We start from the raw sequence: 16199 nt of genomic DNA on the forward strand, positions 1-16199 counted from the left end.
TTTTTCTTATACGCCCAGCAGAATTACGGGCAGAATTCGCCTGTCAAAAACCGCTGAAATCACTAATGATTAAGGGATGCGGTTTTCTGTTTCGACCAGACAGTCTGGTCTTCATTTAAGGTAAATTTCATTTATGGTCACTTCTCGTCAGCCCAGGGACGTTGCGCAAATACTGCTGTCGGTGCTGTTCTTAGCCATCATGATTATTGCGTGTCTGTGGATAGTTCGTCCGTTCATCCTCGGATTTGCATGGGCGGGCACGGTGGTTGTCGCCACCTGGCCGCTGCTCTTACGTTTGCAGAAGCTGTTGTTCGGCCGCCGCACCCTGGCGGTGCTGGTCATGACGTTGCTGCTGTTCCTGGTCTTTATCATTCCCATCGCGCTGCTGATTAACAGCCTTGTCGACACCAGCGGACCGGTGATCCGCGGGATCACCAGCGGTGAGATGACCGTGCCGGATCTGGCGTGGCTGAACAGCATTCCGCTGGTCGGCGCGAAGCTTTACAGCGGCTGGCACAGTCTGCTGGAGATGGGCGGCAGCGCAATCATGGCGAAAGTGCGTCCGTACGTCGGCACGACGACCACCTGGTTTATCGCCCAGGCGGCCAATATCGGCCACTTTATGATGCACTGTACTCTGATGCTGCTCTTCAGCGCCCTGCTTTACTGGCGCGGTGAACAAGTTGCGCATGGCGTGCGTCATTTTGCGACGCGCCTCGCGGGGAGTCGCGGTGATGCGGCAGTGCTGCTGGCGGCACAAGCCGTGCGCGCGGTGGCACTGGGTGTGGTGGTGACCGCGCTGGTGCAGGCGGTGCTCGGCGGGCTAGGGCTTGCGATTACCGGCGTGCCGTACGCGACCATTCTCACCGTCATCATGATCCTCACCTGTCTGGTGCAACTCGGGCCGTTGCTGGTGTTAATCCCCTGCATTATCTGGCTCTACTGGAGCGGCGATACCACCTGGGGCACGGTGCTGCTGGTGTGGAGCTGCGTGGTGGGCACCATGGATAACGTGATTCGCCCGATGCTGATCCGCATGGGCGCAGACTTACCGCTGATTCTGATTCTCTCCGGCGTGATCGGCGGATTGATTGCCTTTGGCATGATCGGGCTGTTTATTGGCCCTGTGCTACTCGCCGTGACCTGGCGTCTGTTCTCCGCGTGGGTGCATGAGATCCCGCCGCCAGCAACAGACCCGGATGTGGTGCTTCACGAACTCGAAGATAAGAATAAGCAGTAATTGAACCACAGGCGGGGTAACCCGCCTGATACTTAAGCACGCCTAATCTGTATTAAGACTTTTCTCAGCCCCACCCCGCTTCGCTGCGCCATTCACCTCGCAAAATCTTCATGGTTCTTAAACTATTGAGACGAATCTGATCGACGCAAAAACGTCGCATGACCTACTATTAAGTCACGGTTATGAATCAACACATTGATTTATAAGCATGGAAATCCCCTGAGTGAAACAACGAATTGCTGTGTGTAGTCTTTGCCCTTCTCCCACGAAGGGCTTTTTTTTCGCTTAAAAACAGTGGTTTACAAAATGTGGTGAGCACTCAGTGTACTCTTTGTGTATTAATCGTGTCTTTGCGTAAAAATACTCTGATGAAAATATCCTTATAATTCACATAATTAGAAGTATGTATTATTGTTTCTTTATAGGTGTATTGACCGTGTTTTCCTGTAGAATGTGCGCTCTGCTTTACTTCCCGTTCAGCAGAATTAGAGCGCTCTTTCGCTCCTCCTCTTCTGTAATAATTGCCCCTCTCTGTAGGGGCTTTTCTTTATCAATCCCTCTAATTCATTCATCATCTAAATAATTGATCCTGTTGCTGATAATGCTAACATTGCCCCTTCACTAAGGAGGGTTTATGTATGACTGGACAGTGAAAGATACAGGCATAGGGACGGGCGGCCTACGCCTTATGAAGCTAGGTGAAATCAATCTAGCCAGTTCTCTCTATGGCTTCAGCATTCATTACAATCAGGTATGGATTCACAGAGGGAGCTACCTACCCTTTAATCTTCAAAATAACAATACGGCTATGACTCCTAACGGGGAAATCTGGTTTCAAGAAGGTGTCTATGAAGATGATTTTTCAATGCCGAAAAGGGACAGGATAGGACAGCAGCACATCTTTCTTCACGAAATGATGCACGTATGGCAAAAGCAAAGGGGAATGTGGGTAAAGACTAGAGGCGCTTTCTCATGGGCTGCTGATTATAGCTATAGCCTAGACAAGGCTACTCTCAGCGATTATTCAATGGAGCAGCAAGCTTGTATAGTTAGTGATTACTGGCTATTAAAAACCTACGGCTTTTTCAGGAATAGCTATCTGATAAAGCTTAGAGACTACGACCCTTCTATTTCTGAATTGGAATTAATGAACCAATATCAAAGGGTGTTAGGGAGTTTCCCACAATGAAGAGGATCTTAATTCCCTTTGTTCTTCTCCTTGCTGGTTGCCCTAGAGGGGAAAAGTTAGGGGCTGGTGAATGGAAACCTATCTATATAGATGGTGATACTGTCTGCTTCACTGTTAAGAAAGAAGAAGTGTTAACACGCTACTCACTTGCAAACAATGGTAAAGCCTATCAGAGGCTAATAGCTGATGAACATGTTAACCTTTCATATCCTCACACCTGCTTCATAGTGAAATTAGAAAAGGGTGTGCTGTATTCCGCTACTTATTCACTGAATAATGAAAACTATCAATATTCTTTCATCATTGATAATGATGGTCATTTATTAGATTTTGGGAGTAATTAAAATGTCATTACCGGCTTATATGTTTTTATACGATGAAAATGGAATGTTAGTAGATGGAGGGTGTAAAGCATTAGGTAGAGAGGGCGCTATAGAAGTAATGAGTAGCAGCTATGGTGTATATCAGAACGTAGACAGCCACACAGGAAGCATGACAGGAACAAGACAGCATAGCCCCTTTGTAATTCATAAGCAGATAGACAAAGCAAGCCCTTATCTAGCTGTGTGTGTCTGTGAAAGCAGAAGATTACAGAAAGCAGAGATTAGGTATTATGACATTAATGAAGCTGGTATAGAGCGTGAAGTATATAGAATTACTCTTGAGAGTGTTGTAGTGATGGGCGTCTCTGCTAATCACACATACATTCCAGGCTCTAACAGCCCTAATATGCTTGAAACTGTTTCATTAAGATCTAGGGGTATTGAATGGCATTATATAGAAGGGGTAATTAAATACGGGGATTCATGGATGAAGAAGGAAGAGAAGAAATAACAATTCATAATGGATGGGATGTAAGGGATTATAAATGGCTGAAATGTTCTATGCTGCTATCAGAGCAGTGATGATTGTTTTTGGTGGTGATGTAGATGCAAGTGTGTGGTGGACTATAGGAAAGTGGATAGGAGGTATTATTCTATTCATTGTTCTGCTAGTAATAGCTATCATAGCCGTTTTAATTGTATACAGGATAATCCGTTTCCCATTTGAGAGGATGAAAGAAAATCGTAGGCTTATGGAAGCAATGCACAGAGAATTAGTAGAGATAAGAAAACAGAAGAAATTATAATAGAGCAAAGCCCCTAGCGGGGCTTCTTCTCACTGATACCAATTGTTAGTTTCACATTCTTCTATTCGGGCTACGGCATCTTCATAGTTTCGAAACTTTCCATACTTACAAAGCTTCTGTTCTATTTTACGCTGAACTCTATAGGATTTATGCACCTTATCCCACGTTAAGAATTTAATCTTCTTCTCTCCAGTAGGATAGAAAGGGGTGTAGCTTTTAATTTTCTCCCTTTTAGCATCTTCTTCATAAGCAGCAATTTCAGCTAGCTTGATTTCCCATGCAAGCTTTCTATTTTTATCTTCCTCTATTTTTCTTTTAATGTTTTCATCTCTTGTTATCGCTCTTTTTTGAGCATTAGCTAGTTTAATCTTTTCTTTCTCTAATCGTCGTTCTTCAACCTTCTTCAATCTAGCAAGCTGTTTATTCCTCTTTTCAATCCTTTTATCTTCTTTCTTCTGAATGGCTGCTAGTTTCCTCGTTTCCTTTTCAATCTCTTTTCTTACCTTTGATCTTACCCACGTAAAGTGGACACAGTCCTAAGCGAGATTCTGGTTTTCAAATTGTTCAGGGCTGAGACCGCCGCACGCACTGTGGCGACGCCAGCGATTGTAATCACACTCGATATAATTAAACACCGTCGTCCGCATTATTTCCCGGCTGGCAAAACGTTCTCCGTGGATACATTCCACTTTCAATGAGTGAAAGAAGTTTTCCACACAAGCATTGTCATAACAGCAACCTTTTGCGCTCATGCTCCCCTGTAGATTATGGCGTTTCAGTAATGTCTGATAATCCGCTGAACAGTACTGGCCGCCACGGTCGGTGTGAACGATGACATTTTGCGGCCGTTTACGCCGCCACAGCGCCATCTGAAGCGCATCGCAGGCCAGTTGCGCCGTCATACGTGGCGACATCGACCAGCCAATAACGGCGCGTGACCACAGGTCGATGGCTACTGCCAGATAGAGCCAGCCTTCGTCCGTGCGCAGATACGTGATGTCACCTGCCCACTTCCGGTTCGGACCGTCGGCACTGAAGTCCTGCTTCAGCAGATTCTCCGATACCTGCAGACCATGTGCACGATAGCTGACCGGGCTGAACTTCCGGGTGGCTTTCGCCCGCAGTCCCTGACGACGCAGGCTGGCAGCAATGGTTTTGATGTTGTACTCCGGTAGTTCGTCAGCGAGACGAGGCGCACCATAACGCTGTTTTGCCTCAGTGAATGCCTGACGGACAGCAGCATCACAGATGAGCCGGAACTGCTGGCGCGGACCGGGCTGATGGCGGCGCAGACGCCAGGCATACCAGCCGCTGCGGGCAACCCGAAGCACACGACACATGGCTTTAATGCTGAATTCAGCCTGATACTTTTCGATGAAGACATACTTCATTTCAGGCGCTTCGCGAAGTATGTCGCGGCCTTTTGGAGAATGGCCAGCTCCTCGTCACGTTCAGCCAGTTGGCGTTTAAGGCGGGCATTTTCTGCGGCAAGTTCGCTCTCGCGTTCGGTGGAAGTCAGCTGCTGTTTCTGTTTGCTACGCCAGGCATACAGTTGAGATTCATACAGGCTGAGCTCACGGGCTGCGGCGGCAACGCCAATACGTTCCGCGAGTTTCAGGGCTTCCTGGCGGAATTCAGGTGTGTGTTGCTTACGGGGCTTTTTGCTGGTTGATACTGGTTTTGTCATGAGTCACCTCTGGTTGAGAGTTTACTCACTTAGTCGTGTGTCCACTAATACTGGGTAAGATCATTATTCTCAACCTCCACCCGCGAACTGTGGGGCTGCACCGAGGAATTAAGCGTCGCCCGGACAACCGCAATAAGATGGTGCAGTGGCTAGAGACGTTTCCGGGGACGCTGAACGATACCGCCGATGTGCCAGTGTATAAGCGCGGGGACGGGCGCTGTAAGTAGCGACGGATCGTGACAGATAAAAAGATCCCGGTGACTTGGCCGGGATCATAATTTAGTTAGATGATTCTATTTGGTCTAACACATTGCCGATTTTCCCTAATAGCTCTGCAACAGTCTCTTTAGAAGAACCTATTCGGGTATCAAATTCCTGAACATCGATGCCATTACAGATTTCGTTAAGAGCCGAATTTAATATCAACAATTCAGATTCATTTAATGCCACGAGAGCACTACGCCCTTCCAGATTCACTAATTCCATAAAATCACCTTAAATTATCATAGTAAGCTCTGCCATTAGTGGGCCTGAACGCAGTCCCACCATCTGCCGATTTAGGATTGCGGATGACAACAGTGCCTGATGGTTCATCCCAATATGCTGTACGACCGCCACTGAAGTTTTTACTTGAGGTTGGATTTTTTACTACTTTTTCTATATGAGCAGCAAACTGCTCTTTAGTTGAGATCCCTAACTCTTTGAACTCGCTTTGCTCGATAACATGTTTATCGAATGCGTGCCCATTGGCTATTTCCTCACCGACCAACTCGGAATTTAGATCTCTTGCACTAGTAGAACTATGAGGATCATTATTCCTCGCATTTTCCTCATCTTCCGGCCCCAGCCTCCCGGAGTTCCTGAACCCGTACCACCCAGCTCAGCTTTATCGGCATCAGACATATCCTTGCCAATATTCGCCTGGTTTTGTTTCTCATCGTCCTCTGACGTACATGCACGACCGAAGGAGCATTGGGTGGCTACGCCTAAAGATCCGCCTATTTCCTTCAGCTTCTTGTCCTAGGCCGAAGCCATTGTCTGGTTCGCGTCGTTGACTGCATCTCCAGGATTCGTTCCAGCAACACACCGTGAATTCTATCGCCGGGCCGTCCATTACGCGCTGTTTTTACTTGGTGAGTGGCTGGCTCTGGCGGGGTTTACTGACGGAATGCCCGTTAAGATCCGGGTGATGCCAGACTGCATCGTTATCACCGCCCAGAACATCCGCGAACTCTGGGCTGCGCCGAGGGATTAAGCGTCGCCTCCGTCAACCGCAAGAAAATGGTGCAGTGGCTGGAGACGTTTCTGGGAGCGCTGAATGACACTGCCGATGTGCCGGTGTATAAGCGCAGGGACGGGCGCTGTATGTAACGGCAAATCAGGACAGATAAAAAGATCCCGACGAATTGGCCGGGATCTTGATTTATTGTCCGAAATTTTTCCAGGCAACGGCATGTTTATTCGATTCCCTACCAAGATACCTCTCGATAGCTCTCCATAGCTCATCATTTCCATCTGATGCAGTTACTAGAGACTCAACTAAACCAGTTGCTACGGCGGTGGCTAACTCATCTTCATCAGATCGCATGCCATCTTCTATATGCTGGAATAGTACAGTTTTCTCATTCTCGCTAAGTACATCTAACTGTTTTATAAGTGCCTTACCTACAGTTGATAACAGTAAAATTAGCGGCACTTGTTCAGGGGCCCAATATTCGACACACCGATTTACTGCATTTTTTATATGCTCTGATCGCTGAGTAAAAACGCCTATATAATCATTTAGTAACCTTGTCATTACTTTCCTTTCACAGCATTTTGCATATCTTTCCTCCATCAAATTCCGACAACTTGCCGAATGACCGAGGAAATAATCCTAACCTCTTAAGGAGGGGCCGAATCTAGTTATTTAGATGATTAAAAAAATCTTCTATATCAATAAAGTACATCCATTCGCTATCATTATCCGAAAGGGATATTTCATAATTATGTTTTGACTTCCCAATATAGATCTCAGGAAAATTAGTGCCACGACTTGCAAATCGGAGACAATGATTAGAACGATATTCAAACATTGCATCAACAACGACATCATGTGTCTTATCCATATTTTCATAAAAATGTCGTATTTTTCTAGCTAATGACCCACTACCTTTTCTGTTGATTGGTATATCCATCGACTTAATTTCATGTTCATTTTCTATGAGCCAGCTGATTAGTTCAGACAGATCTATTTCCCCTTGAAAAATAGCCTCCCTTCCCCTATTACTTATAACTGAAATATCAATCAGCTGAAAATCATCTAGTAACGAACCTTCGATTAAAGATATACGTAGCTTATTCATTACTATTTTCCTTTAATCATTTTATTGTACTCAGTTTATTCTGCTCACCTTTCGGTGTTGAGGTTGTGTTCCCGCCACTAGCAGTAGTACTTTCCGTGTTGCCACTGCCGCTCAGGCTGATGCCCTAGTGCTGGGTTTTGAGATCGGCTTCGTTGTGCAGGTTGCTAAAGCCCGGCGTCCCGGTATCGAGGCTGCCTTTATCCGCCATTGACCTACGCCCCGTCAAGAATCGATTTCAGGAAATTGAAACCCTATATCGGCCCCCAGTAGCGGAGAAAGGGAGTTTGAGGGGCAACCAGTCTCCAGGTATCACATGACTTCAAACAGATGAACCACTTCTCTTCAAAACCCCAGCCGGCATATTTTTCCTGAACGGGGACCTGGATTACCCTTCCATTTTTACCTTGATCATCAATCCATATTTCAAAGCGTTCATATTCATATGGAGATGAAAATGCGTCGATGACTTCCCAACCACACTCATTCATTTTTTTATCCAAGAAAATTCAATTTTACCATCTTTCGGGAAGAGAACTTGAATTCCCCTACCAACTAATCCTCTGGAGGTGGTGAAATGCTTTCATAATATTTAGGCCCTGCAGGCACCTCAATTTTTATTACTTTTGTCGCTGTATTTCCCCATTGAGGGTTAAGAGCGCTATCAATAATTGATTGGACAGAATCTGATGGTTTTTTCGTCGTACAATAACCACCGATTTTCTGAGCGACTCCATCATAAACACCATAAACAGTATTAGGCTCGAGATTGTTAGTTGAATGGGGTAAAGAATCTCGACTACGCCATAAGGGTTGGGATTCTTCTATTTATTTGATTCTCTTGTAAAAAATAAATAACACTTTTCAGTGTCAGCATTCCATTCTGATATTTTCATACCATCTTTATCATAACTAATTAGGGCATCAATAAATTCATTTATTTTCAGATCGTTATGATATTTTCCAGATAATATTAAAGAGCAACTACAACAAATCCCAATCTAAATGTGCAGCCGATACAAGAATATTGGATGCGTACATTTGGCTTATTCTGCAGACAAGAAAATCCCGGCGCGATGGCCGGGATTGATCATTTTATTTGCTTACTTATATGTTTCAGCCATTCTTCAGACGAAGGCCATTCGTTAGGGTAGTAATAGCCACAATCAATTTCGTTAAGCAGCAAGTCCTGTAATTCATTATCTGATAGAGAAAGATCCAGCAAATAATCTATTTCAACTTTCAACTGCAACTGCTCTTCAACAGTTTCAGTAGTTTTGTAAGCAGTCAATGTTTCATCTGCATTCCCAAAGAGCACCTCAAAATCTTGGTTAAAATAACATCTTAAGAAATATGTTAGATATGGGTATTTTTCGCGAATATTCATTGTGTTGGGCATCCTGTAATAATTTTATAGCCGCCAGGCATTGAAGCATCTCTTCAAATGATGATTCTGGCATATGTTGCAAGTACAGCACTTGTTGAGCCGCGAGTAACGCTAATGCCGATAGCAGCAGAGGATTGACAATCAAGCTTAGAAATGATTTTACCATTTACTGACACAGAGGTAGACGGTACACCAGATTCAGCACCAGAGATCCCAACACCAGTTGACGATGGATAAAATCCATATACCTTCGCGCCCTTTGTCATTACGGTAAGTGGGGGATCGCAGGTCAAATTATTTTCAGTAACATGATATTGTTGGACTAACGGAAGACAGAACATCAATCACATCATCATCTGTCACTATTAAATAATGAGTTATGTTATCTCCGTCATGGGTATTAGCACTTTGTTCGTTAAACCATGCTAAATAGTGAGATCCTTCCACTTTGTAGATTCCTGTAACCATCTGACCATTCAAGTCATCTTGCATTTTTAACAGATCACCTTCGTCAGTAACGCGGAAAGAATGCACCCAATCAAATACAACACGGATTTCGTTCATTTCATCAGCACTGCCAGAAGCTAAAAACAGCTCCAGGATTCCAGATAAATACCTAAAATCAACTAATTGATTTATCTGGGAATGATTTATGCCGTAGGAAATATGTACCAATGTCTCAGTCATATACCATCACTCATTATATTCAAATTTGCTCCTGTTATTGCCCGACGGGATTTCTAATGTTGATCTTCCGTCAGTGCTGAGTTAGCGAACAATAACAGCTCGACTATCAGGAATTTTCCCGCCTGACCACCTGGAATCTCTTTAATATCTCGAAATGCTAATGAATCAAACACTTTGTTAGCAGCATTATTCCCGACTGTTCTTTCAAAAGCTTTGATTTGTCACTTTGTTTCTTGACCCTTTGATGATGAAGACATTAAATCATCAACAGTTGACTTTGCTCGCCTCGTGCCTTTTCCTCATCCTCCGGTGCCCAGTCACCTGCGTGTACCTGAGCTCGCACTGCCGTAAGAGGTGATCTGCTCTCTCATGCCCATTCGACACCTGAAAAACCACTGGTGATGCTAATATTGGTCAAGTGGCAAAAAAACAACCACAACAAAAAGGCTGGAGTTGTTTCTTAGTCACTTTAAATAAATCTTAACTATAGATATATAAATCAATATCTATTTCGGCGCCAACTTCATTTATAAAATCTATTTTTTTTGCATTAAAATGCATGCCTTGTTTTTCACCATTCTCTATCTTAATCACTAACGTAAAAGTGAAACTAACTTCATATTTATTCTTTATACATTTTAATTGACTCTCTTTACCCTCAAGCAGATTTATTATTTTATCTAACTGTATATTAACATCATTTGATTCTTCATCAAACGTAGACAATTTCCAACTAGTCTCAACACTTGGCCTTTTTTTTCCATTCGGAATGTTCCCTTTCAGCCTTACTTCTGTGGGCGTCAGGGACATTTCTTGCGTAACATAATCAGTATCAAAGCAGTCACCATAAATAGAAAAATATGCCATTACTGTTGTTTTATTCATAATTAAACCCTACTTAATGTACTCACCTGTTGGTATACCATCCCCCTTTCTACCTTTCTTAAAGATCCAAAGTTGTCCAGAGTCTCTATCTACATAGATATCATAATTAGAATTTTTACCATTGCCTAAAAAATCATCTTTCAAAGCATGAGCATCTACACCATTATTTTTCAAAAAATTATCATCTGCCATTTTGATATTAGATGGTTTGTCTGCCTCATTATCATGCCCATCACTTGTCATATGATTTGGCAGTTCGAGAGCACCTTCTGTTATTACCCGTATTACTAGGCAATTGATCTACAGTTTGATCCCCACCTGTATGACCTGGTCCCGTATCATGTAATCGGAGCTTAACCACTGCTTCTTGTTGGTGAAGCACGGATAGGTCTCCACCAGGTACAGGCTGTTGCTTTCGGGGGTGAGTTATGAACAAGCTGTAGTCCGGAATGCGGGTTTTGGGCCCAAACTCGCCGGAAGCCAAATTACGGGTTAGCGTTTGAGCTAATATTTTTATAATAAAACGTTACATGAAGTTGTATTATTTCCTGATGCGTTCTCGCTACTTTTAACATTGCCTACTTATCAGGTGCTATGTTTTTATTCAGCGATGTATAATGGGAACAGAAAAATAGCTGAAAGCCCGTAACAGTTAAGTAACGTACAAGATAATTTAATTTATTAAAGAGCGCGGCGTAGAAGTACTACCAACACTTCTACGCCGCTAACCACAAGCAACTTACAGGAGTTGAAAATGGCTGCCACAAATATTAAGCCAGAAGTCGCTATTGCCAAAACAGATTCTGAAACTTTGACTAATATTTCCAAAAATCGCGAAGCGGTACGCAAAACTGGCGTCCACTCGGTGGAAGAGAAAGCAAGAGGAAAGAAATCACGCCGGAAAAGGGCGGGATTTACACTTTATTTGGATTTGAGTAAAAATTCCTTTCGAGCTTCCAGGAGACTCAACGTGTTCGCTCCGCCTGGAAAGTCCGGATCTGACGACTGAACTGGATCGTCTTCCCAATCGCAAACAGGGCAAATCTCATAATTCCCAATCTCACCTATCGTCTTATTGCCGCAGCGCGGGCAAGGATAAAATTTGCTTTTTGTCATTGCTTGTTCCAATACTCCATTCCCTTCCAGGCCTGAACATTGTCCTCGGGACACTATTAACGTCTTTGGACGCAAAAGTGTTTGTTTGCGGATTTTAATACAACGTCTCACCATTTGGGCGCGTTTTGGTCAACATACCTTCCGGTGGATTTGTCACGAAGTCATGCCAGCGTTTGTTTGGATAAGCCTGACGGTTAAAGCAAGATCCCGGCTCAGTGGCCGGGATTTGAGTTACTTACTTATTCTGAAGCGTTTTTTTTGCTTCAATCAAAATATTAATCAGGTCATCAAGAGGCATTTTTGCGATAAATCCATGCTCTTTGTCTGTTCCAAACAGCTCAACTTCAAGGTTATCCACCCCTTGTTCTTGATTGATCTCAATCACTCTTTCTCGATCTAACTGAACTTCAAGAGTTAATTCCTCATATTCCATTGGGCTGGAAAAAAAAAGTTCTAATTTTTTCTGAGTCATTTTTTCACCGGTGGATCTAGTAAGGTATTGAATGAACCATCAGGATTAAATCTAACCCCTTACCCATTAGACGCACGATATTCAATCCCACCTCGAGATAGTTCATTTCGTACCGTGCTAGGGTCATTTAGAAGATCCCGTATAAAATTTTCCGCGGCTGCATTTTTCTGGGCTTGGTTACTCTTCAGAAGCTCGACTGTTCCTCCAGGCCTACCAGGATGCTTTTCCCATGCCCTGGCCGCATCAGACATTCCTTGATTATTGATCGGTTTGTTCGCCGATGCGATCCGATCATCAATCTCCGAGTTAGTAAAATTACTTCCCTTTTGTGAGGGATTATTACCCTCATTATTTCGACCATTCTCTTCATCTTCCGGTCCCCAGCCTCCTGGCGTTCCGGAACCCACACCACCTAACTCAGCTTTCTGGTCATTGTCCAGGTCTTTACCCAAATTCGGGTTGGATGAAGTCTCCGGTACATACTTATCCTGCAACAGTCCAAGATACTTACGGGTGATCTCATCGTTACCAGTCAGTTTGTCGCCGAGTGTATTCTCAACCTCCACCCGCGCTGGATATCGCTGCCGGTGCCGTACTTCTGCATTTCCTCTTTTTAGGCCTGCTAGTTACGCAGAGCCGCAAGATAATCCAGCCGCTCTTTGTCGTATTAGCTGGCAGCACGGCCTTCGGCTCGCTCTGGACTTTCTTCAGTGCGTTCAGAACCCCATGCGTCCGCGCTATGCCCGCCACATGGCTGCTAATTTCGCTAATCATTCTCACCTCTTTCAGACCCTAGCGACAGCTTTAACTATCTCAGTATTTATTTTAAAAAAGAGTCTGCATACTCTCTTACATTGCTCATGATTTTATTGAGATCACTCTTTAATATAGTGATATCTTGCAAAAATGGTTTCTTAATATATTCCCATGAATTTATCTCTTCACATTCATCTTTCACTAAATGTTGTATTATCCCACCAATAATTCTCAATGAGGTATCGTTCGAAACGGCAAAAAAACATCCACCACAACTACTAATATTCGAAGACGTAATGCAATAATCGAATATTTGCTCAGGATACTCATCTTGTTCAGAAGGTTCAGGGTAAGTCAGTTCAAACATCCGCTTAAAAGCAATTTCTGTAGATAAATAAAAAAGCTCATCATTTCGAGGTTGTGACATTAAAGCACAATCGCTATCAGTGATCTCATAGAGATCACTGGATAATGTTGATGTCCTGATATCATCCGGATACAGATTTCCATTTATAACTAAATGGAAAAGGCCATTCTTATATGACTCACTCCACTGAGGGACAAGCTCTGTCCAAATAGCAAAATGATACGGGTTACCAAATATCATCATTATCTCCACTTTCCAGGCAATCCAAACTCTTTTTTAACATTATTTGGAATATCGTTTTTTTTCAATGGAACTGTTTTATCTCCTGTACTTCCTGACCAGTGCCATGTTCCATCATTTGTATTTGTAAATTGATGAACATTTCCTTCACTATCAATTGAATACCTTTTTTTGCCACTAGCTACTGACGTGCTAAATAGATCGATAGAGTTTACAGGTTCTGTCCCAGCATTGAAGCTATAACCTTGCTGTCCTGGGGTATGTTTCGGGTTGGACTGATAGTTCAGACCATTCGCTGCCGAAGTGATTGTAGGAGTAGGTAACGAACTACCTTTTCCTCCTTTCCCAATACCTGCTGCTATTCCCGCCGCACTGGTTCCTGCTACCTGCGCCAGTGAGTTTATAGCAAGCAGCTCATTGGTACGGCTGGAGTAATCAGCTTGTAACTAGCTAACTTCATTAGCTTTGTTAACGCAGTCCTTAGCGCCTTTACATTCAACTACGCTTTCATGCTGCTCAGCATTGATTTTTTTGTACTTATCAATGACATCTTTTTCGCAGGCGACTTCGCACTGACATTGAGACATTTCCTGAGCACGGGATTTGTTACCCGCCACACTCAGCGCATTATTCTCCACCTCCACCAGCGCCGCATTCGCCCCACTCGACGCTGAGAATGTATCCCCGCCTGCTGTGGCACCCACTGCGGCCGCAAGATCGGAGTGACGCCTGATTGCATCGTCATCACCCGCGACCTGTGGGGCTGTGCTGAGGACTTAAGCGTCGCCCCGTTCAATCGCAAGAAAATGATGCAGTGGCTGGATACGTCCCTGGGAGCGCTGAACGATACCGCCGATGTGCCGGTGTATAAGCGTGGGAACGGGCGCTGTATGTAATGGCTGATAAAACGATCCCGGCGTTTTGGCAGGGATCTCTGACAGTTAATGACAGCTTGAATCTGTCCGACCTTCCATCTTCAGGATTTCAATAAAACAATTGTATGTTTCTGGATCACCCTCAACCAAATCATCCAATATTCTCTCTGCTATGAGGGGCTTAAAAAAGATACCATCCTCAAAAAAAATAAAATCGCCTGATATTGTAGGGTCAATAACTTCTACTTTATCTGCGCTAAACACAGACAAACCATATTCCTTAATTAGACCATAAAAATAGGTTTTACCTTTTATCCAATAAATAGCATAGACATCTATTATCGCACCATCATTTTCTTTTATTTTCATTTGGTTACATCCTTAATAGAATTAATTACCTTAACTGGATCGCTAACATTTCTCTGATGCGTGGTAATTTTCATATCATAAGCTTAACAGTATATGAATTATATTGATAATGCACTGTTATTGTTGAGCCATCAGATAGTTTTTGTTTGCTTCCATCTTCTGGAATTCCGCAGATGTTGGGAAGCGTGGATCGCTATTCATTCCTTTGAGTGGCTCCCCAACCGCCGCCGGATTAGCCCGAACCTGGTTCCATACGATTTTCTCATTTAAATCCCGCGGGAACGGATTCTGTATCCCTTTCGCCGTTGTAATAGTTTCAGCACTTCTGATTAACTGTTGTTGTTCTTTTGTCAGCCGAGATATAGGGCTGTTTGCAGTTGGCTTATCAACTGTTAGACCAAAATAACACCTGCCAGTATTGCCTTATTCAGATTGTTCTTGTGTAATTCCGTATTATTTGCCACAGGTTCCAGTTCAGAAATTGAGTAGGCAACCAGCTGTTGACACTGTGTATTGCAGTCTAGCGAAGCACCTAAGATCTTTAATTTCTCAAGTTCAGCTTTCTGTTCGTTAACCGGGATACCTGTCGCCAGCGCCTTCGTATGCTGCACAACGTCCAGCTTTTTCAGTTAGGCCAGAAGCTGCTCTTTTTCAGCATCAGTCTTTGCAGCCGCATATTTTTCGGTGAAAGCGGTGATATCTGTATTGCTCAGATAGTTATTCTCTACTTCCACCCGCGCCGCATTTGCCCCACTCGACGCTGAGAATGTATCTCCGCCCACGCTACCGCCTGCCGTCGCAAGGTTGCTGATAAACGTGCGCTGGTTGGCATCCAGGTCTTTAACGTCTTTTGATGATGACGGAGTCCCCGGCGTGCAGGGTGTGCCCTGTTGCTGTCGGCTGGACTGGTCCTGCTCCTGAGAGGATGTGCCCCCCGTGGCGGTCACACTCACCTTAAAGGCGGACGGGTCCATGTTGCCCTGCATGGTCTGAGTGGCCGCATCCAGCCCGGCCTGGGTGGCATAGATCCCGGTCAGTCGCGGGTCGCGATCATCCTGCGCCGAGCGCGCAGTCCGTTCAATGTTCTGCGCCGCACTGGCTGCCCAGCCGGAGACCTGCCCCTGCAGCCCATACTGCGTTGAAGAGGATTCACTGTGGCTTTTCAGGCTGTCTTCACTGACGTCGAACAGCACGTTGTTGCCGCTGACGACCAGTGATTTCCCGGCGCTGATACCGGCTCCGTGAACGGAGACATCATTCCCGGCCTGCAGGGAGACATTGCCTTTCTGGCTGGTGATGTCGCTGCGCAGGGTGCTTTGCTGATTACTCTCGGTATTTGAACTGTATTCATCCTTACGCCACCCGACCATGCCGCTGTAACCATCCCCGCCCAGATTACTGACCAGTGGCTGGAGACGTTTCCGGGAACGCTGAAAGACACCGGTGATATGCCGGTGT

General features: G+C 44.5%; 24 protein-coding genes, 1 other RNA gene and 2 pseudogenes. 9 read left to right on the plus strand and 18 right to left on the minus strand.

All coding sequences use genetic code 11. The annotated features are described in order from the left end of the window. Positions 1-133: 133 nt before the first annotated feature. From ydiK to QQF33_RS20415, 6 genes are all read left to right on the plus strand, one after another. On the plus strand, positions 134-1240 hold the full coding sequence (ydiK, locus tag QQF33_RS20390) for an AI-2E family transporter YdiK (RefSeq protein ID WP_282491972.1): 1107 nt from the start codon (positions 134-136) through the stop codon (positions 1238-1240). 176 nt (positions 1241-1416) lie between these two features. After that, positions 1417-1524, plus strand: an RNA gene (gene rprA / locus QQF33_RS20395) — antisense sRNA RprA. A gap of 350 nt (positions 1525-1874) precedes the next feature. After that, a complete protein-coding gene (locus QQF33_RS20400; protein WP_285144721.1) occupies positions 1875-2429 on the plus strand; it encodes a type IV secretion protein Rhs in 555 nt (184 codons plus the stop codon). Next, positions 2426-2773 carry a putative T6SS immunity periplasmic lipoprotein gene (locus QQF33_RS20405; protein ID WP_285144722.1) on the plus strand — a complete coding sequence of 116 codons (348 nt, stop codon included), beginning with the start codon at positions 2426-2428 and terminating at the stop codon, positions 2771-2773. The genes QQF33_RS20400 and QQF33_RS20405 overlap by 4 nt, the downstream gene beginning before the upstream one ends. A gap of 1 nt (position 2774) precedes the next feature. Further along, positions 2775-3263, plus strand: a complete 489-nt coding sequence (locus tag QQF33_RS20410; RefSeq protein WP_285144723.1) for an Hcp family type VI secretion system effector — start codon at positions 2775-2777, stop codon at positions 3261-3263. Between the two features lie 34 nt (positions 3264-3297). After that, entirely contained in the window at positions 3298-3558 is a 261-nt protein-coding gene (locus tag QQF33_RS20415) for a hypothetical protein (protein ID WP_285144724.1), read from the plus strand. 29 nt (positions 3559-3587) lie between these two features. On the opposite strand, the gene QQF33_RS20420 is transcribed toward QQF33_RS20415, so the two are convergent. The 4 genes from QQF33_RS20420 to QQF33_RS20435 form a co-directional block, all read right to left on the minus strand. Then, positions 3588-3965, minus strand: coding sequence for a hypothetical protein (locus tag QQF33_RS20420; protein ID WP_285144725.1), 378 nt, complete (start codon positions 3963-3965; stop codon positions 3588-3590). 129 nt (positions 3966-4094) lie between these two features. Continuing rightward, positions 4095-5245 (minus strand): IS3 family transposase gene (locus QQF33_RS20425; RefSeq protein WP_285144726.1). Its coding sequence is split into 2 segments (ribosomal slippage): positions 4095-4987 and positions 4987-5245, totalling 1152 coding nucleotides; the frame shifts between segments, so codons are not numbered across the junction. Positions 5246-5524: 279 nt separating this feature from the next. Further along, positions 5525-5731, minus strand: a complete 207-nt coding sequence (locus QQF33_RS20430) for a hypothetical protein (protein WP_285144727.1) — start codon at positions 5729-5731, stop codon at positions 5525-5527. Between the two features lie 4 nt (positions 5732-5735). Further along, entirely contained in the window at positions 5736-6014 is a 279-nt protein-coding gene (locus QQF33_RS20435) for an mAFB alternative (RefSeq protein ID WP_285144728.1), read from the minus strand. A gap of 282 nt (positions 6015-6296) precedes the next feature. On the opposite strand from QQF33_RS20435, the gene QQF33_RS25890 reads away from it, so the two are divergent. Next, positions 6297-6500, plus strand: a complete 204-nt coding sequence (locus tag QQF33_RS25890; RefSeq protein WP_390888433.1) for a SymE family type I addiction module toxin — start codon at positions 6297-6299, stop codon at positions 6498-6500. Positions 6501-6668: 168 nt separating this feature from the next. On the opposite strand, the gene QQF33_RS20445 is transcribed toward QQF33_RS25890, so the two are convergent. The 6 genes from QQF33_RS20445 to QQF33_RS20470 all read right to left on the minus strand — a co-directional run bounded on the left by QQF33_RS20445 (position 6669) and on the right by QQF33_RS20470 (position 10789). Next, positions 6669-7043 carry a hypothetical protein gene (locus tag QQF33_RS20445; protein ID WP_285144729.1) on the minus strand — a complete coding sequence of 125 codons (375 nt, stop codon included), beginning with the start codon at positions 7041-7043 and terminating at the stop codon, positions 6669-6671. 103 nt (positions 7044-7146) lie between these two features. Continuing rightward, entirely contained in the window at positions 7147-7590 is a 444-nt protein-coding gene (locus QQF33_RS20450) for a hypothetical protein (protein WP_285144730.1), read from the minus strand. Between the two features lie 1087 nt (positions 7591-8677). Continuing rightward, positions 8678-8974: a contact-dependent growth inhibition system immunity protein gene (locus QQF33_RS20455; RefSeq protein WP_285144731.1), complete on the minus strand. Its 297-nt coding sequence runs from the start codon at positions 8972-8974 to the stop codon at positions 8678-8680. A gap of 300 nt (positions 8975-9274) precedes the next feature. Beyond that, positions 9275-9661 (minus strand): hypothetical protein, encoded by a 387-nt coding sequence (locus QQF33_RS20460; protein ID WP_285144732.1) that lies wholly within the window; start codon positions 9659-9661, stop codon positions 9275-9277. 480 nt (positions 9662-10141) lie between these two features. Next, a complete protein-coding gene (locus QQF33_RS20465) occupies positions 10142-10546 on the minus strand; it encodes a DUF4279 domain-containing protein (RefSeq protein WP_285144733.1) in 405 nt (134 codons plus the stop codon). Between the two features lie 9 nt (positions 10547-10555). Then, a complete protein-coding gene (locus QQF33_RS20470) occupies positions 10556-10789 on the minus strand; it encodes a polymorphic toxin type 33 domain-containing protein (RefSeq protein WP_285144734.1) in 234 nt (77 codons plus the stop codon). 511 nt (positions 10790-11300) lie between these two features. On the opposite strand from QQF33_RS20470, the gene QQF33_RS20475 reads away from it, so the two are divergent. After that, the gene (locus tag QQF33_RS20475; RefSeq protein ID WP_285144824.1) at positions 11301-11555 is read left to right on the plus strand and encodes a hypothetical protein; all 255 of its coding nucleotides are present in this window, start codon (positions 11301-11303) and stop codon (positions 11553-11555) included. On the opposite strand, the gene QQF33_RS20480 is transcribed toward QQF33_RS20475, so the two are convergent. The 6 genes and pseudogenes from QQF33_RS20480 to QQF33_RS25815 all read right to left on the minus strand — a co-directional run bounded on the left by QQF33_RS20480 (position 11468) and on the right by QQF33_RS25815 (position 14201). Further along, entirely contained in the window at positions 11468-11662 is a 195-nt protein-coding gene (locus QQF33_RS20480) for a CPCC family cysteine-rich protein (RefSeq protein ID WP_285144735.1), read from the minus strand. The two genes, QQF33_RS20475 and QQF33_RS20480, sit on opposite strands and share 88 nt — an antisense overlap. Then, a pseudogene (locus tag QQF33_RS25810) lies at positions 11659-11828 on the minus strand (VENN motif pre-toxin domain-containing protein); the annotation flags it as partial. The gene QQF33_RS20480 and the pseudogene QQF33_RS25810, both read right to left, overlap by 4 nt. Positions 11829-11897: 69 nt before the next feature. Further along, positions 11898-12134 carry a hypothetical protein gene (locus QQF33_RS20485; RefSeq protein ID WP_154929036.1) on the minus strand — a complete coding sequence of 79 codons (237 nt, stop codon included), beginning with the start codon at positions 12132-12134 and terminating at the stop codon, positions 11898-11900. A gap of 170 nt (positions 12135-12304) precedes the next feature. Next, a pseudogene (locus tag QQF33_RS20490) lies at positions 12305-12541 on the minus strand (hypothetical protein); the annotation flags it as partial. Positions 12542-12954: 413 nt separating this feature from the next. Next, the gene (locus tag QQF33_RS20495; protein ID WP_285150188.1) at positions 12955-13497 is read right to left on the minus strand and encodes an immunity 42 family protein; all 543 of its coding nucleotides are present in this window, start codon (positions 13495-13497) and stop codon (positions 12955-12957) included. 446 nt (positions 13498-13943) lie between these two features. Continuing rightward, positions 13944-14201, minus strand: a complete 258-nt coding sequence (locus QQF33_RS25815) for a VENN motif pre-toxin domain-containing protein (protein ID WP_285150187.1) — start codon at positions 14199-14201, stop codon at positions 13944-13946. Positions 14202-14219: 18 nt separating this feature from the next. On the opposite strand from QQF33_RS25815, the gene QQF33_RS20500 reads away from it, so the two are divergent. After that, positions 14220-14393: a hypothetical protein gene (locus QQF33_RS20500; protein ID WP_285144825.1), complete on the plus strand. Its 174-nt coding sequence runs from the start codon at positions 14220-14222 to the stop codon at positions 14391-14393. A gap of 45 nt (positions 14394-14438) precedes the next feature. On the opposite strand, the gene QQF33_RS20505 is transcribed toward QQF33_RS20500, so the two are convergent. Both QQF33_RS20505 and QQF33_RS20510 read right to left on the minus strand, forming a co-directional pair. Then, complete coding sequence (locus QQF33_RS20505; protein WP_285144737.1) at positions 14439-14741, minus strand: hypothetical protein; 303 nt, start codon at positions 14739-14741, stop codon at positions 14439-14441. Positions 14742-15370: 629 nt separating this feature from the next. Then, positions 15371-16111 carry a VENN motif pre-toxin domain-containing protein gene (locus tag QQF33_RS20510; protein ID WP_285150186.1) on the minus strand — a complete coding sequence of 247 codons (741 nt, stop codon included), beginning with the start codon at positions 16109-16111 and terminating at the stop codon, positions 15371-15373. Between the last annotated feature and the right edge of the window lie 88 nt (positions 16112-16199).

It is taken from the genome of Lelliottia wanjuensis, from assembly GCF_030238365.1.
In the GTDB taxonomy this organism is placed as follows: Bacteria; Pseudomonadota; Gammaproteobacteria; order Enterobacterales; family Enterobacteriaceae; genus Enterobacter; species Enterobacter wanjuensis.

Bases quoted from the DNA above. Each gene is read 5' to 3' on its own strand.
- ydiK (WP_282491972.1), top strand. From the start codon at position 134: ATGGTCACTTCTCGTCAGCCCAGGGACGTTGCGCAAATACTGCTGTCG.
- QQF33_RS20400 (WP_285144721.1), top strand. From the start codon at position 1,875: ATGTATGACTGGACAGTGAAAGATACAGGCATAGGGACGGGCGGCCTA.
- QQF33_RS20405 (WP_285144722.1), top strand. From the start codon at position 2,426: ATGAAGAGGATCTTAATTCCCTTTGTTCTTCTCCTTGCTGGTTGCCCT.
- QQF33_RS20410 (WP_285144723.1), top strand. From the start codon at position 2,775: ATGTCATTACCGGCTTATATGTTTTTATACGATGAAAATGGAATGTTA.
- QQF33_RS20415 (WP_285144724.1), top strand. From the start codon at position 3,298: ATGGCTGAAATGTTCTATGCTGCTATCAGAGCAGTGATGATTGTTTTT.
- QQF33_RS20430 (WP_285144727.1), bottom strand. From the start codon at position 5,731: ATGGAATTAGTGAATCTGGAAGGGCGTAGTGCTCTCGTGGCATTAAAT.
- QQF33_RS20445 (WP_285144729.1), bottom strand. From the start codon at position 7,043: ATGACAAGGTTACTAAATGATTATATAGGCGTTTTTACTCAGCGATCA.
- QQF33_RS20450 (WP_285144730.1), bottom strand. From the start codon at position 7,590: ATGAATAAGCTACGTATATCTTTAATCGAAGGTTCGTTACTAGATGAT.
- QQF33_RS20455 (WP_285144731.1), bottom strand. From the start codon at position 8,974: ATGAATATTCGCGAAAAATACCCATATCTAACATATTTCTTAAGATGT.
- QQF33_RS20460 (WP_285144732.1), bottom strand. From the start codon at position 9,661: ATGACTGAGACATTGGTACATATTTCCTACGGCATAAATCATTCCCAG.
- QQF33_RS20465 (WP_285144733.1), bottom strand. From the start codon at position 10,546: ATGAATAAAACAACAGTAATGGCATATTTTTCTATTTATGGTGACTGC.
- QQF33_RS20470 (WP_285144734.1), bottom strand. From the start codon at position 10,789: ATGACAAGTGATGGGCATGATAATGAGGCAGACAAACCATCTAATATC.
- QQF33_RS20475 (WP_285144824.1), top strand. From the start codon at position 11,301: ATGGCTGCCACAAATATTAAGCCAGAAGTCGCTATTGCCAAAACAGAT.
- QQF33_RS20480 (WP_285144735.1), bottom strand. From the start codon at position 11,662: ATGACAAAAAGCAAATTTTATCCTTGCCCGCGCTGCGGCAATAAGACG.
- QQF33_RS20485 (WP_154929036.1), bottom strand. From the start codon at position 12,134: ATGACTCAGAAAAAATTAGAACTTTTTTTTTCCAGCCCAATGGAATAT.
- QQF33_RS20495 (WP_285150188.1), bottom strand. From the start codon at position 13,497: ATGATATTTGGTAACCCGTATCATTTTGCTATTTGGACAGAGCTTGTC.
- QQF33_RS20505 (WP_285144737.1), bottom strand. From the start codon at position 14,741: ATGAAAATAAAAGAAAATGATGGTGCGATAATAGATGTCTATGCTATT.
- QQF33_RS20510 (WP_285150186.1), bottom strand. From the start codon at position 16,111: ATGGTCGGGTGGCGTAAGGATGAATACAGTTCAAATACCGAGAGTAAT.